The following is a 14,653-nucleotide window of genomic DNA, read 5'->3' as shown; positions in this document are numbered from 1 at the left end:
TGAGCTACGAGAAGATCGGCGGCGGCTACGTGACGGCGATCGTGCGCGGCGACGTGGCGGCGGTGCGCGCGGCGACCGAGGCGGGGGCGCGGGGGGCCGAGAAGGTGGGCGAGCTCGTCTCCGTGCACATCATCCCGCGGCCGCACGTGAACGTGGACGCGGTCCTGCCGCTCGGCCGTTCCGCGGCCAAGGACTGACCGGCGGGCCCGGGATCCCCGGACGAGGGGCCGGCCGCGGCCTCCGCGGCGCCCCTCCCCGTTTCCCGGGCCCTGAACCCTCGCAGGGAGGCCACAATGCTCCTCGGCAAAGTGGTGGGTACGCTCGTCTCCACGCAGAAAGACGAGAAGCTCGGCGGGCTCAAGTTCTTCCTCGTCGAGCGGCTCGACCTCCGGGGCGCCCCGACGGGCGTCTTCGTCGTGGCCGCCGACTCGGTCGGCGCCGGCGTGGGCGAGGTGGTGCTCTACGTCTCGGGCTCCTCCGCCCGCTACACGGCGGCCACGGAGGGAAAGCCCGCGGACGCGACGATCCTCGGCATCGTCGACTCGTGGGACCTCGACGGCACGCTGCAGTACCGGAAGGCCGAGGCGGACGGCGCGCCGACGAAGCGATGAACCCGCGCCGCGTCCGGGCGCACTAGACGGAGCGACCTATGAACCTCACCGAAGCGCAGATCGCCGCGATCGTCGACAACGTCATCAGGCGCCTCGCCGAAGAAGGGGCGGTCGAGAAGGCCGCGGCGGCGGGCGTCTCCCCCGGCGACGGCGTCTTCCCCGACGTCGACTCCGCCCTCAAGGCCGCCGAGCTGTCCCAGCGCGAGCTCGAGGCCCAGTCGCTCGACATGCGCCGCGAGATCATCGCCGTGCTCCGCCGCACCGCCGAGGAGAACGCCCAGACGCTCGCCCGGATGGCGGTGGACGAGACGAAACTGGGCCGCTACGAGGACAAGATCAAGAAGAACCTCTGCGTGGCCCGGCTCACCCCGGGGACCGAGGACCTCCGCCCGATCGCCTGGACCGGCGACCACGGCCTCACCCTCGTCGAGCGCGCCCCGTACGGGGTCATCGGCTCCATCACCCCGTGCACGAACCCCTCCGAGACGATCATCTGCAACGGGATCGGGATGATCGCCGGCGGCAACTCCGTCGTCTTCAATCCCCACCCGACCGCCAAGGGCACCTCCGCCTTCACCGTGCGGCTCCTCAACAAGGCGATCGCCGCGGCCGGAGGCCCGCGCAACCTGCTCTGCTGCATCGGCGAGCCGACGCAGGAGACGGCGGGCGAGATGATGAAGCACCCGAAGGTGCGGCTCGTGGTGGTGACGGGCGGCGGCGGGGTGGTCAAGGCCGCGATGAACAGCGGCAAGAAGGCGATCTGCGCCGGCCCCGGGAACCCCCCGGTGGTCGTGGACGAGACCGCCGACATCGCCAAGGCCGGCAAGGATATCGTCGCGGGCGCCTCCCTCGACAACAACATCATCTGCGTGGACGAGAAGGAGCTCATCGCCGTCGAGTCGATCGCGGACCGGCTGAAGGCGGAGATGAAGGCGCACGGGGCGCACGAGGTGACCGGGCGCGACATCGAGCGCCTGACGAACCTCGTCATCTCGAAGCGCAACGCCCCGCCGCACGAGAGCGTGGTGAACAAGCAGTGGGTCGGCAAGGACGCCGCGGTCATCCTGAAGGAGCTCGGCATCAGCGCCCCCGCCGAGACGCGCCTGGTGCTGGTGGACGTCGAGCGGGACCACCCGCTGCTCTGGTCCGAGCAGCTGATGCCGGTCTTCCCGATGACGCGCGCCAGGCACGTGGACGAGGCGATCGACCTCGCCCTCGAGATGGAGCACGGCTACCGCCACACCGCGTCGATGTTCTCCCGCAACATCGAGAAGCTGTCGAAGATGGCGCGCCTCGTCAACTGCTCGATCTTCGTCAAGAACGGCTCCAACGGCTGCGGCCTCGGCCTCGGCGGCGAGGGGTACACCTCGTTCACGATCGCGAGCCCCACCGGCGAGGGGCTCACCTCCGCGAAGGACTTCACACGGGTGCGGCGCTGCACGCTCGTGGACTACTTCCGGATCGTCTGAGACGCGGGGGGCCGCGGATCGGCGCGGACACGCGCATATAGCGGACCCCCGGCCCGGCCAGGGCGGAACCGCGCCGGTCGGCGGCGCACCCGGATCGCGCGGCCTGAGTGGGAGAGATGACCGCAACGCTGATCGACAAGGTGAAGCAGGCCGGGGTGGTGGGCGCCGGGGGCGCCGGGTTCCCCACCTGGAAGAAGATCGACGCCCGCGTCGACGTCGTCATCGCCAACGGCGCCGAGTGCGAACCGCTCCTCCACAACGACCAGTACCTGATGGCGCGCGAGGCGGCGCGCGTGGTGCGGGGGATGGAGCTCGTGATGGAGGCGACCGGGGCCGGGGAGGGGATCGTCGGGCTCAAGGAGAAGTACCGGGACGCGGTCGCCGCCTTCAGGAAAACCCTCGGCAAGAAGAGCCGCATCCGCCTCGCCTTCCTCGAGAACGCCTACCCCGCCGGCGACGAGTTCGTCATCGTCTACGAGACGACCGGCCGCGTGATCCCCGCGGGCGGGCTCCCGCTCGACGTCGGCGTGGCGAACAGCAACGTCGAGACGTTCAAGAACATCGCCGACGCCGCGGAGGGGAGGCCGGTCGTCTCCCGCTACGTCACGGTCGCGGGGGCCGTCCGCGCGCCGGCCACCTTCGAGGCGCCGATCGGGATCGCCTGGGGGGAGCTGATCGACGCGGCGGGGGGGCCGACGGTCGAGGAGTACGCCCTGATGCTCGGGGGGCCGATGATGGGGAAGCTCTCCTACGACGCCTCGCAGCCGCTCACCAAGACGACCGGCGCCGTGGTGGTCCTTCCCCGCGACCACCTCCTGGTCCGCCGGCGGACGGTCCCGTTCACGAAGAGCCTGCACGTGACGCGCCAGTTTTGCTGCCAGTGCGACCTCTGCACGATGATCTGCCCCCGCTACCTGCTCGGGCACGAGCTGTACCCGCACCTGGTCATGCGCTCGGTCCTCTTCGGCCTCCCGTTCCCGGCCGGCGCGGGCACGACCTCCGCGCACCTGTGCTGCGAGTGCGAGCTCTGCGGCCTCTACATCTGCCCGATGGGCCTCCCGATCGCCCGCATCAACGGCAACATCAAGCGGAATCTGAAGGCGCTCGGGTGGGCGGCGGGGGGGAAGGCCCCCGCCCCGACGCCCCGGCCGGCGCGGGAGACCACCCGCATCGCCACCGGCCGCCTCGTCGCCCGCCTCGGCCTCGGCAGGTACAACGTGAGGGTGCCGTTCAGCCCGAAACGCCTCGCCCCCTCGCGCGTGTCGATCCCCCTGAAACAGAACGTCGGCGCGGCGGCGGTGCCGTGCGTGAAGGTGGGGCAGCGCGTGCGGAAGGGGCAGGTCGTCGCGGAGATCCCCGAGGGGGCGCTGGGGGCGCGGCACCACGCGAGCATCGCCGGCGTGGTGAAAGAGATCAAGGACGCCGTGGTCATCGCCGCGGCGTGAGCACAAGGCCGCCGCGGGGCGCATCCGCGCCGCGGCCGACCGCAAGGGTGGTATGGAACCGGCAATCGGACTGATCGAGTTCAACAGCATCGCCTCGGGGATCCTCGCCACGGACGCGATGGCGAAGAGGGCCGAGGTCTCGGTGGTGGACTCGCGCGGCATCTGTCCCGGCAAGTACCTCGTGCTGGTCACGGGGGACGTCGAGGCGGTGCAGCGGTCCCTCGACGCGGGCCTCGAGGCGGGCGGCGGCGCGGTCACCGGCACGCTGCTGCTGCCGAACGTGCACGCGCAGGTCGTCCCGGCGCTCATCGCGGCCACGCCGGTCCACGCCCTCGGGGCGCTGGGCGTCATCGAGACGTTCAACGCCCCCGCCTGCATCGTCGCCGCGGACGCCGCCGCGAAGGAGACGGCGATCGAGCTCGTCCTCATACGCGTCGGCAACGGGCTCGGGGGAAAATCGTTCGTCGTGCTCACGGGGGCCTGGGCGGACGTCGAGGCGGCCGTCCAGGCCGGCATCGACCGGATCAAGGAGATGGGGGCGCTCGTCCGCCGCGTGGTGATCCCGAACCCCCACCTGGACCTGAACGCCTTCATCCTCTGACGCCGCGGCCCCCGGGCGCGGCGGGGGGACGGGATCCGGAACCGCCGATGAAATCGGAACGCGAATACCGCCAGGATATCGTCGAGGTCTGCCGCCGCATGTACGCCCGGGGCTTCATCTCCGGGAGCGACGGCAACGTGAGCGTCCGCCTCGGCTCCGGCCGCCTCCTGAGCACCCCCAGCGGCATCAACAAGGGGTTCCTCTCCCCGCGCGACCTTATCGTGACGGATATGGGGGGGAAGAAGCTGCAGGGGGACAAGAAGCCGACCGGCGAGCTGTACCTGCACCTCGAGGCGTACCGGCAGCGCCCCGACATCGGCGCCGTCGTGCACGCCCATCCCCCCGTCACCATCGCCTTCTCCCTCGCGGGGCAGAAGCTCCCGCAGTGCGTGCTCCCGGAGATCGTGATGATCTTCGGCTCCATCCCCACCGCATCCTACGCGACCCCCTGCACCGATGAGGGGCCCCGCGCGATCGCGGAGCTCATCGGCGACTGCGACGCCCTCATCATCGAGCGGCACGGCACGATCACCGTCGGCGACACCGTCTTCACCGCCTACGACCGGCTGGAGAAGGTCGAGCACAGCGCCCAGGTGAGCGCCGCCGCGCGCCAGCTCGGCCCCGTCAAGCCCCTGCCGCGGGAGGAGATCGACAAGCTGCTCGCCCTCCGGGAGAAGCTCGGGCTCAAGAGCAAGGTCTATCCGTGCAACAGCTGCGGCCTGTGCGCCTCGAGCGGCGGGGCGGCGCACACCGCACACGGGCTGGTAAGCGCCCTCTCCGCCGAACTGTACCGGACGCTACGGGAGAAACTCTGACGATGGCCGGCATTGCGAAGAACCCCGCACCCGCGGAAGCCGCGGCGGAAACCGCGCGCTTCCCCGAGGTGATGACGATCGACCAGGTCGCCGACTACCTGCACCTGCACAAGCAGGTGGTCTACCGGCACGTCAAGCGCGGCAACATCCCCGCGAGCCGCATCGGGACGACCATCCGCTTCAAGAAGTCGGTCATCGACGCGTGGCTCGAGGAGTCCGCGCGGCGGAGCCTCCGCGGGGGAACGCGGGGCGCCGCCGCGGCGAAGCCCGGCACCCGGGAGAAGTTCGTCTGGGAGTAGGACGCCCCCCCCGGGGCCAAACGGCGCGGTGTCGCCGCGCGTGCATCGAGAGGCCGGGAGCCCGCCATGGGGCTTTTCACCGACATCATCGGCAAGCGGGAGATGCTGGCGACGCTCGTCGCCCGCAACCTGAAGATCCGCTACCAGGGCTCGACCCTCGGCTTCCTCTGGACGCTCCTCAACCCCCTCTTCATGATGCTGGTCTACTGGATCTTCATCAGGTTCCTGAAGTTCCCGATGCCGCTCCCCGACCTCCTCGCCGGCATCCTCGCCTGGCAGTTTCTCACGATGTGCTGCAACGACTCGATCAGCGCGGTGGCGGGGCACCCGAACCTGGTGAAGAAGATCTACTTCCCCCGGGCCATCCTGCCGCTCTCCACGGTCCTCGCGAACCTCGTGAACTATCTCCTCTCCCTTTTCGTCCTGTTCGTCTTCGCCCTGCTCGCGGGGCGGCTCGCCTGGGGGCCGCGGCTCGCCCTCCTTCCGCTCGTCGTCGCGCTCCAGCTCGTCTTCTGCCTGGGCCTGGCCTTCCTCGTCTCCTGCTCGAGCGTCTACTTCCGCGACACGGAGCACCTCGTCGGGGTGCTCCTGATGGCCTGGTTCTTCATGTCGCCGGTCATCTACTCGTACGAGTTCATCGCGGAAAACGACCTGGTGCCGCGCTGGCTGCTCGCCCTCTACGGGCTGAACCCGATGGCGGGCCTCATCACGCTGTACCGGGCGGTCATCGTCGGCGGGCCGTGGCCGGGGGCGCCGGCGGCCGCCGCCGCGGTCGTCGTTTCGCTGCTCGTCCTCGCGGCGGGGGTCCGGGTCTTCGGGAGGTACGCGCCCGACTTCGCCGACGAGCTTTGACCGGGACTATACGCCTTGCCGCGGAGTGCCGTTCGTTTCGCCGCGGATCGACACGGATCTCCGGCGATCAGCCGAAGGGCCGGCGTTGATCCGTGAAGATCCGCGGCACCGAGGATCAGATCATGAAATCCATCGAGGTCAGCGGCGTCGGGAAGCGGTTCACCCTCAAGCACGCCGGGCGGAACACGCTCAAGGCGTCCGCCATGTCTCTCCTGCGCGGCCAGAAGGGGCGGGAGGAGTTCTGGGCGCTGAAGGGGATCAGTTTCGCCGCCGAGGCGGGCTCGACGATCGGCATCATCGGCGCCAACGGCGCCGGGAAGAGCACCCTCCTCGGCATCCTCGCCCGCACGATGCGCCCCACCGAGGGGACGGTCGAGGTGCGCGGGCGCGTCTCCTCGCTGCTGGAGCTCGGCGCGGGGTTCCACCCCGACCTCACCGGCGCGGAGAACATCCGCCTGAACGGCTCGATCCTCGGCTTGACGAGGAGGGAGATCGCCGAGCGGTTCGACGCGATCGTGCGCTTCGCGGAGCTCGAGCAGTTCATCGACATCCCGGTGAAGCACTACTCCTCCGGGATGTACGTCCGCCTCGGCTTCGCCGTCGCCGTCGAGGTGAATCCCGACATCCTCCTCATCGACGAGGTGATGGCGGTGGGGGATGAGACGTTCAGGAAGAAGTGCATCGAGAAGATCGCGCAGTTCAAGCGCGCGGGGAAGACAATGCTCATCGTCTCGCACGACCTCGACACCATCACCGAGGTGAGCGACTCGGTCCTCCTCCTCGACGCGGGGAGGATCGTCCGGGTCGGCGAGCCGGGACAGGTGGTGGACCAGTACAAGAGCCTCGGCTTCCAGAAGGCGGGGGCGGTGGTCGTGCGGGAGTGGGGCACGAAGGAGGCGGTCATCTCCGCCGTCCGGTTCACGGACGGGAAGGGCGGGGCGGTCGAGCGCATCCTGAGCGGGGAGCCGCTCGTCGTGGAGCTCGACTGGCGCGCCGGGAAGCGGATCGAGGACCCGGTCTTCGGCTTCGCCGTGACCAAGGGCGACGGGACGCTCTGCATCGGGAGCAACACGCTTATCGACCCGTTCCCGATCGACGCGATCGAGGGCGAGGGAACGCTGCGCCTCTCCTTCCCCTCCCTGCCGCTCCTCCGGGGGAGATACTACTTCTCCTTCTCCCTCCACACCCGCGACCACAAGACGAGTTACCACCGGCTCGACAACCGGTTCAGCCTCTGGGTCGACTCTCCCCGCAAGGCCGAGGGGGTGGCGGACATCCCCTGCCGGTGGGAGCGGATATGAGATCGCCGGCCTCCGCATCCTGCGGGCGCGTCCGGCACGGGGCGGGGCGCCTCGCGCATCCCGGCGCCCTCCTCCTGGCGTGCGCCCTGTGCGCCTCGTCTGGATGTGCGGCCGCCTTCGGGCCGCTCGGCGAGGACGAGGCGCGGCGCGCGGGGGCCCGCATCCTCCTCTCGGAGGTGAGCCGTTCGTTCCACGAGGACAACGAAAGGTGGCCGAGGGACTACGAGGAGCTGATGACCTACTGCGAGGAGGTCGACCTGCTGACCCTCTCGGATGTCGCGGAGAGCGCACGGCGCGGCGGAATCGATATCGATATGTATATGTTCAAGGAGCTCCTCTTCACGCCGCGCCGGGACGGCACGTTGGAGATCGACTTTACGACCGCGCCGACCTTCAGGGCGGACGGCACGCGGACCGGTTACGTAACGGGCACGGCGACCGTCCGCGTGCCGGACGACGAGGGCGAGAGCGCCCCTTGACGCACAACGGATGGGGTTCCTCCGCGACGGAGGGTTGTTCGTGCCCGGGAGGTGACAGCATGACAGGCATGTTCCAGATCGGCGCCGACGGGGTGGACGTGGCGGCGATACAGCGCGAGATCGAGGACCGCGTCGCCCGCAAGAAGGAGGCCGGGGTCTACGACCGGTACGACCTCTCGCGCGTCGCGGCGCTGGAGCTGAGCGGGGTGAAGAGCGAGGCGGACTTCCTCGAGTATTCGTTGAAGGTCATCCAGCAGACCTGGGATTTGGACATCGGCGACTTCCCGATCTACTCCAAGGGGGGGATCCTCGGCGCCCCGGCGGTCCTGCTCAAGAAGGCGATCTGGAAGCTCCTGAAGTTCTACACCTTCCGCCTCTTCTCCCAGCAGAAGGAGTTCAACTGCCAGGTGGTGAACGCCATCGTCAGTCTGAACCGCAAAGTGGACGCCGAGCTCGCGAAACTGAAGAGCGGAGGCGAATAAGCCCGAACTGGAATTATATAACATATTCCCCATGAAACTGTTATGGAGTTCTCCACAGCCCCAGGGCACACGTAAGTGTGCCCTGGGGGAAATGGTTTTCAAAGCTATCAGGGGCGTCCGAGCGGGGCGCACCCCACGGTGATACCCGGGGCACCCGTACGTGTGCCCCCGGGTGGAATGGCCCTCATGCCCGCGCGCACAATCGCGTTCGTGGTTCCACGCTACGGCGTGCACTCGGCCGGCGGCGCCGAGATGCTCGCCCAGGGCGTCGCCGAGCGGCTCGCGGCGTCCGGGGACGAGGTCACCGTCCTCACCACCTGCGCGCGCGACCATTTCACCTGGGCCAACCACTACCGCCCCGGGACGGAGACGGTCGGAGGCGTAACCGTCCGCCGCTTCCCCGTGGACGCGCGCGACCGGGCCGCGGAGTTCGCCTCGATCCAGGAACGCATCTCGCGCGGGGCGGCGGTGTCGCCCGGCGAGGAGGAGTGCTGGATCAGGGGGAGCGTCCACAGCGCCCCGCTCTACGACTTCATCGGCGGCAACCGGGACCGGTTCGACTGCTTCATCTTCCTCCCCTACCTGTTCGGCACCACCTGGGCGGGGAGCGCCGTCGCGCCCGAGAAGTCGCTCCTGATCCCGTGCCTCCACGACGAGCCGTACGCGCGTTTGGGGATATTCCGCGAGATGTTCGCACGCGTGCGCGGAATCCTCTTCAACAGCCCCCCCGAACGCGAGCTCGCCCGGCGCCTCTTCGAGACCGAGGACGCGCGCGCCGCGGTCGCGGGGATGGGGTTCGAGGCGCGCCCGCGCTACCGCCCGGAGCGGTTCCGCAAGAGGTTCGGCCTCACGACCCCGTTCCTCCTCTACGCGGGCCGGCGCGAGGAGGGGAAGAACACCCCGCTCCTCGTGGAGTACGTGCGCGTCTTCAAAAAGAATAACCCCGCGCAGCCGCTCTCCCTCGCCCTCCTCGGCACCGGCGAGGTGCGGATCCCGCCCGAGAGCGCCGGCGGCATCCTGGATCTCGGGTACGTCGACGAGGAGCTCAAGCACGACGGCTACGCCGCCTGCCTCGCCCTCTGCCAGCCCTCGGTGAACGAGAGCCTCTCCATCGTGCTGATGGAGGCGTGGCTCGCCGGGACGGCGGGGATCGTGAACGCCCGCTGCGCCGTGACGGAGGGCCACTGCGCCCGCTCCAACGGCGGCCTCGCCTTCCGCGACTACTACGAGTTCGAGGAGTGCGTGCACCTGCTCCTCGAACGCCCGGGGTTGCGCGAGGCCCTCGCCGCGGGGGGGAGACGTTACGCGGAGCGGGACTACTCATGGGACGCGGCGCTGGGGCGCTATCGGGAGGCGTTCGGCCGCTTCGGGCTGTAATCGCAGGCGTCGCAGCCGTCGGGATCGCCGTCGGGACCGGCGTCGAAACAGGATCGATCCCGTTCCCGACAGCGATATGGATCCAGGCAAGCCCCAACAGGGGGGCGCAGTCCGCGGCCTCCCGCTGACGTTGCGGCAACAAGATTCTGCGTCCCCCGTGATCTCTGTGGCACAATAGCTACCATGCGACTCGACCAGCTTCTCCCGGGCTTCGGCAGCGGCGACGCGATCAGCAACTACGCCCTCGCCCTCCAGGAGATCGCCCGCGGCTGGGGCCTCGACTCGACGCTCTACTGCGAGCCGCGCCACGTCCACCCGGCCGTCGAGCGCTTCTGCGAGGACTACCGCCGCCTCCCCTCCCCCGGCGACCCGTCGAACATCACCCTGTTCCACTTCTCCGTCGGCTCCCCCCTCTCGGACTACTTCGCGCGCCTCCGCACGCGCAAGGTGCTCGTCTACCACAACATCACCCCCGCCGACTGGTTCGACGGCGTCCACGAGGAGAAGGCGCGCGTCCTCAGGGCGGGACGGGAGGAGATGCGGGCGCTCGCCGGCGTCCCCGACCTCGCCCTCGGCGTCTCGGAGTTCAACCGCCGCGAGCTCGAGCAGTTCGGCTTCTCCCCCACCGGCGTGCTGCCGCTCGTCGCCGACCCGGCGAAGCTCTCGTCCGCCCCCGACCCGGTCTTCCTGCGGCGGTTCGGGGACGGGGCGGCGAACCTCCTCTCGGTCGGGAGGGTCGTGCCCAACAAGCGCGTGGAGGATCTGATCAAGATCTACTACTACTACCGCAACACCGTGGACCCGCGGTCGCGCCTCATCGTCGCCGGGGCGATGACCGGGATGGACCGGTACACCGCCCTGCTGCGCTCCCTCGTCACGGTCCTCGACCTCCCCGACGTCGTCTTCCTCAACCACGTCACCGACGCCGAGCTGTTCGCCCTCTACCGCACCGCCTCGGTCTTCCTGTCGATGAGCGAGCACGAGGGGTTCTGCATCCCGCTGCTGGAGGCGATGCAGTTCCGCGTCCCGGTGATCGCCTACGCCGCGGCGGCGGTGCCCGAGACGCTCGCGGAGGCGGGGGTGCTCGTGAAGGAGAAAAGGTTCCCCGCGATCGCGGAGCTCGCCGGGAGGATCCTCGCGGACCCGGCGCTCAAGACGGCGATCGTCGAGCGGCAGCTCCCGCGCCTCGCGTCGTTTTCGCGCGAGGCGGTCGCGGCGCGCCTGCGGACGCTGCTCGAACCGTGGCTGGAGAAAGGGTGAGGCGCATGGCGCGTCGGGCCGTTCACCAGATCGTCGCCGGGTTCGTCGAGGGGGATGCGATCAGCAACCACGCCCTCGCCCTCCAGAAGATCTTCCGCGCCTGGGGGCACGGCTCCGAGATCTTCTGCCCCCTGCGCCACATCTCCCCGAGGATGCGCGGCCGGGCCCGCGACCTCGCCGCCCACCGCGCCGAGGCCCGCCCCGGCGACCTCACCCTCTTCCACTTCTCCATCGGCTCCGAGACGGTGGACTACTTCCGCGCGCTCCCCGCCCCGCGCGTCCTCGTCTACCACAACATCACGCCGGGCCGCTGGTTCCACGCCCTCTACGACGAGCGGGAGCGCATCCTCGACCGCGGCCGCGGGGAGCTCGCCGGGCTCGCCGCCCTCCCCGACCTCTGCCTCGCCGACTCCGCCTTCAACGCCGAGGAGCTCGTGGCGGCGGGGTTCAGACACGTCGAGGTGATGCCGATCATCGTCGGGGATCCGCTCTCACGCGAACGCCCCGACGAGAAGTTTCTGCGGCGCTGGCGGGACGGACTGAAGAACATCCTCTTCGTCGGCAGGGTCGTCCCCAACAAGCGCTTCGAGGACCTGCTCAAGGCGTTCGCCGCCTACCGCCGCTTCGTCGGCCGGGACGCGCGCCTGCTCCTCGTCGGCTCCTACATGGGGCTCGAGCGCTATCTCGCCCTCCTGAAGAACCTCGCCCGCGAGCTCGGCCTCGACAACGTCCTCTTCACCAACCACGTCCGCGCCGACCAGCTCGCCGGCTTCTACCGCGTCGCCGACCTGTTCCTCTGCGCAAGCGAGCACGAGGGGTTCTGCATCCCGCTGCTGGAGGCGATGGCGGCGGACGTCCCGGTCCTCGCCTACGCCGCGGGCGCCGTCCCCGAAACGCTCGGGGGGAGCGGCGTCCTCTACCGCGAGAAGGATTACCCGCGCATCGCCGAGATGATGGCGCTCCTCCTCGCCGACGGGCCGCTCCGGCGCGGCGTCGTCGCCCGGCAGCGCGCCCGCCTGGCGGCGTTCGACCCGGGCCTGCTCGAGCGCCGGCTGAAAGGACACCTCACCCGATGGCTCGCCCCCTGATCCTTCTCGCCGCGGCGCCGCTCCTCCTCGCCCTGCCGGGCGCCCTGTTCCTGCGCCTCGCCTCCAAACGCGGCCGCGGGCCGCTGCCGCGCGATTTCGGCGAGTGGCTCTTCCTTGCCGCCCTCGGGAGCGTCCTCTCCGCGTCGTGGATCGGCCTCCTCCTCGCCCAGCTCTCGCTCTTCTCGCTCGAGGCGCTCCTCGCCGCGCAGGCGCTCGTCTCCCTCGCCCTGTTCCTCGCCGCCCCGCGCGCCGGATGGGGCGTCCCGCCTCCGCGCCTCCGGCCGCTCGCCTGGGCCGGCCTCATCGCCCTCTTCGCCGCCGCCCTCTACTCCCCCCCGTACGAGTACGTCCTCGGCAACTGGGACCCGGGCACCTACATCAACACCGGCGCCCGGCTCGCCCGCACCGGCCGGATCGCGTACCGGGACCCGCTCCTCGCCTCCCTCCCCCCCGCGGACCGGGAGCTGTTCTACTTCACCCACCTCATCCCGCAGCGGTACGAGGGAGGGATGGCGATCGGCGACCACGACCGCGCGATCGTCTCCCCGCACTTCTACCACCTCTACACCGTCTGGATCGCCGCGCTCCACGCCCTCGGGGGGCTCCGCCTCTCGCTCTGGACGAATGTCGGGATGGGGCTCCTCGCGCTCGCCGCCTTCGGCCTCGCGGCGCGCGAGCTCGCGGGAAAGAGGGCCGCCGCGCTCGCCGCGGTCCTGCTCGCCGGCAGCGCCGCGCAGGTCTGGTGCGTCCGCTTCCCCACCGCGGAGATCTCGGCCCAGCTTCTCCTCTGGGCCGGGATCCTCTGTCTCTCCCGGGCGCTGGACGAGAACCGGCCGGCGTGGGCCGCCCTTGCGGGCGCCTGTTTCGGGGAGGCGTTGCTGGCCATCTTCGCCGCGGCCCTCCTCCTCCCCGCCTTCCTCCTCTGCCTGCTCCTCTTCAAGAGCCGCCGCGCGGCGGCCGCGTTCCTGGTCCCGCTGGCGTTCGGGGCCGCGCACCTCGCGGTGCAGAACCTGACCGTCTGCCGGCCCTATTTCGAGCGCCAGGCGGAGGTCCTCCGCTCGCACGGCCTCGCCCCGCTCCGGCTCGTCGCCGCGGGCGGGGGGTTCCTCGCCTTCCTCGCCGCGCTGCGTTTCGCCCGGCGGCGCCCCGCGCGCCGCGCCGCTTCGAGCGGCGTCCGCTGGGCGCTCGCGGCGGCGCTGGTCGCCCTCTCGGTCTACGCGTACCATATCCGGCCGCGCCTCGGCGGCGGGCCCGACGCGCGCAACCTCCGCGAGCTCGGCTGGCTGCTCTACCCCGTTTCCGCGGGCGGGGTGACCGTGCCGCTCGGCCTCGTCCTCGCGCTTTCGGGCGCAATCCTCTTCATCCGCGGCGGGCTCGACGGCGCGCGGGGGGCGTTCTTTTTGATCGCCGCCCCTGTCTGCGCGTTCTTTGTCGCCAGGAAGATGGTCTTCCCGTCGTATCTGTGGGCCGCCCGGCGCTTCATACCGCTCGCCTTCCCCGCGCTGGTCTTCTTCGCGGCGTATCTCCTCGCCCGCCTCGCCGAACGCGGTAGGCGGTGGCGCTGCGCGGCGGCCGCCGTGGCGCTCCTCCTCCTCGCCCGGATGGGATCCGGCTACACGCGCCGCGTCCTTCCGGTCGACTACGCGGGGACCGCCGAGTTCATCGCCCGCCTCGCCGCCGCGCTCGACCGGGGGGGGATCCACGTCTGCGAGGGGAGCGGGATGGCGGCGCCGCTCGACTGCGCGTACGGCGTCGACGTGCTCCAGCTCTCCGAGCAGACACCGCGGAAGTGCCGCGGGGTGGAGCGGGTGATGGGGCGCTGGATCGAGGAGGGCCGCCGCGTCTACTACATCTCGCGCGGCGGGACGCCGTTCTCCCCCGCCCTCGACTTCGAGCCGCTCCTCGCCCTCCCCCTCTCGACGGACCACCTCGAGTACCGCGTGGGGGGGTTCCCGGCGAGGCGGATCCCGGTGGAGGCGGTCGCGCGGGTCTTCCGCGTCGTCCCCGCCGCGGAACGCGCCGGGGCGGCCCGGCGCCGGGTCATCGACGTCGCCGTCGACGCCTTCGCGCTCCTTCGCGGTTTTCACGGGCCCCTGATGCGATGGGAGCGGGACGGGGGCGCCCCGGTGCGGCGCTGGGCGCGCTGGACAAACGGCGACGCCGCCCTCGCCGTCCCGACCCTGGACGCACCCGGCGGCGTCGCCGTGACGCTTCGCGCCTCCGCGGGCAGGGGCGTTCCCCCGGTGCCGGTCAGCGTCCGCGTCGGGGGGCGGGAGATCGCGACGATCGAGGTCGGCCCTTCGTTCCGGGAGTATCGTGTCTCGGTCCCCGCCTCGGCGCTGCCCGCACACGGGACCCGCGCCGTGCTCGAGCTCGTATCCCCCGTCCGCAGGGGCCGTCCGACCGAGTTCGCCGCGCCGGCGGACCTGGGCATCTGTCTGGATTGCGTCACCGTCGAGCGGCGCTGATGCCGCCCCGTGTGCGGGCACGCGGGACCGTTTCGCGACAGCCGTCCCGCCTCTCGCGATGTGGTACCATACCGGTGTGCGGCCCGGAGCCCGTGGGGCCGCGGGG

General features: G+C 70.7%; 14 protein-coding genes and 1 pseudogene. 14 read left to right on the top strand and 1 reads right to left on the bottom strand.

Translation table 11 applies throughout. The features are described from left to right. The 13 genes from GXY35_06775 to GXY35_06715 all read left to right on the top strand — a co-directional run. Positions 1–197, top strand: a 197-nt coding sequence (locus GXY35_06775) for a BMC domain-containing protein (GenBank protein ID NLW94277.1), incomplete at its 5' end; no start/stop codon positions are given. A 96-nt stretch (positions 198–293) separates the two neighbouring features. Then, on the top strand, positions 294–611 hold the full coding sequence (locus tag GXY35_06770) for a EutN/CcmL family microcompartment protein (GenBank protein NLW94276.1): 318 nt from the start codon (positions 294–296) through the stop codon (positions 609–611). A gap of 38 nt (positions 612–649) precedes the next feature. Further along, on the top strand, positions 650–2,080 hold the full coding sequence (locus GXY35_06765) for an aldehyde dehydrogenase EutE (GenBank protein ID NLW94275.1): 1,431 nt from the start codon (positions 650–652) through the stop codon (positions 2,078–2,080). Between the two features lie 116 nt (positions 2,081–2,196). After that, positions 2,197–3,525: an electron transport complex protein RnfC gene (locus GXY35_06760; GenBank protein NLW94274.1), complete on the top strand. Its 1,329-nt coding sequence runs from the start codon at positions 2,197–2,199 to the stop codon at positions 3,523–3,525. A gap of 52 nt (positions 3,526–3,577) precedes the next feature. Then, positions 3,578–4,126 carry a BMC domain-containing protein gene (locus tag GXY35_06755; protein NLW94273.1) on the top strand — a complete coding sequence of 183 codons (549 nt, stop codon included), beginning with the start codon at positions 3,578–3,580 and terminating at the stop codon, positions 4,124–4,126. A 47-nt stretch (positions 4,127–4,173) separates the two neighbouring features. Further along, on the top strand, positions 4,174–4,941 hold the full coding sequence (locus GXY35_06750) for a class II aldolase/adducin family protein (GenBank protein ID NLW94272.1): 768 nt from the start codon (positions 4,174–4,176) through the stop codon (positions 4,939–4,941). Between the two features lie 2 nt (positions 4,942–4,943). After that, a complete protein-coding gene (locus GXY35_06745; protein NLW94271.1) occupies positions 4,944–5,240 on the top strand; it encodes a helix-turn-helix domain-containing protein in 297 nt (98 codons plus the stop codon). A 66-nt stretch (positions 5,241–5,306) separates the two neighbouring features. Next, positions 5,307–6,092 (top strand): ABC transporter permease, encoded by a 786-nt coding sequence (locus tag GXY35_06740; protein NLW94270.1) that lies wholly within the window; start codon positions 5,307–5,309, stop codon positions 6,090–6,092. Between the two features lie 122 nt (positions 6,093–6,214). Next, positions 6,215–7,393: an ABC transporter ATP-binding protein gene (locus tag GXY35_06735; GenBank protein ID NLW94269.1), complete on the top strand. Its 1,179-nt coding sequence runs from the start codon at positions 6,215–6,217 to the stop codon at positions 7,391–7,393. Beyond that, positions 7,390–7,872 (top strand): hypothetical protein, encoded by a 483-nt coding sequence (locus tag GXY35_06730; protein ID NLW94268.1) that lies wholly within the window; start codon positions 7,390–7,392, stop codon positions 7,870–7,872. The genes GXY35_06735 and GXY35_06730 overlap by 4 nt, the downstream gene beginning before the upstream one ends. Before the next feature lie 59 nt (positions 7,873–7,931). Next, positions 7,932–8,354: a hypothetical protein gene (locus GXY35_06725; GenBank protein NLW94267.1), complete on the top strand. Its 423-nt coding sequence runs from the start codon at positions 7,932–7,934 to the stop codon at positions 8,352–8,354. A gap of 186 nt (positions 8,355–8,540) precedes the next feature. Next, on the top strand, positions 8,541–9,731 hold the full coding sequence (locus GXY35_06720; GenBank protein ID NLW94266.1) for a glycosyltransferase: 1,191 nt from the start codon (positions 8,541–8,543) through the stop codon (positions 9,729–9,731). A gap of 183 nt (positions 9,732–9,914) precedes the next feature. Next, on the top strand, positions 9,915–10,991 hold the full coding sequence (locus tag GXY35_06715) for a glycosyltransferase family 4 protein (GenBank protein NLW94265.1): 1,077 nt from the start codon (positions 9,915–9,917) through the stop codon (positions 10,989–10,991). A 315-nt stretch (positions 10,992–11,306) separates the two neighbouring features. On the opposite strand, the pseudogene GXY35_06710 reads toward GXY35_06715, so the two are convergent. After that, positions 11,307–11,399: pseudogene (locus tag GXY35_06710) on the bottom strand (30S ribosomal protein S5). Between the two features lie 664 nt (positions 11,400–12,063). On the opposite strand from GXY35_06710, the gene GXY35_06705 reads away from it, so the two are divergent. Then, positions 12,064–14,547, top strand: a complete 2,484-nt coding sequence (locus GXY35_06705) for a hypothetical protein (GenBank protein ID NLW94264.1) — start codon at positions 12,064–12,066, stop codon at positions 14,545–14,547. The last annotated feature ends 106 nt before the right edge of the window (positions 14,548–14,653 follow it).

The sequence above is a fragment of the Chlamydiota bacterium genome (assembly GCA_012729785.1).
Classification (GTDB): domain Bacteria; phylum Auribacterota; class Tritonobacteria; order UBA1439; family UBA1439; genus UBA1439.
The sequence above is the reverse complement of the archived record's forward strand: the minus strand, read 5'-3'. Positions and strand labels throughout refer to the sequence as shown.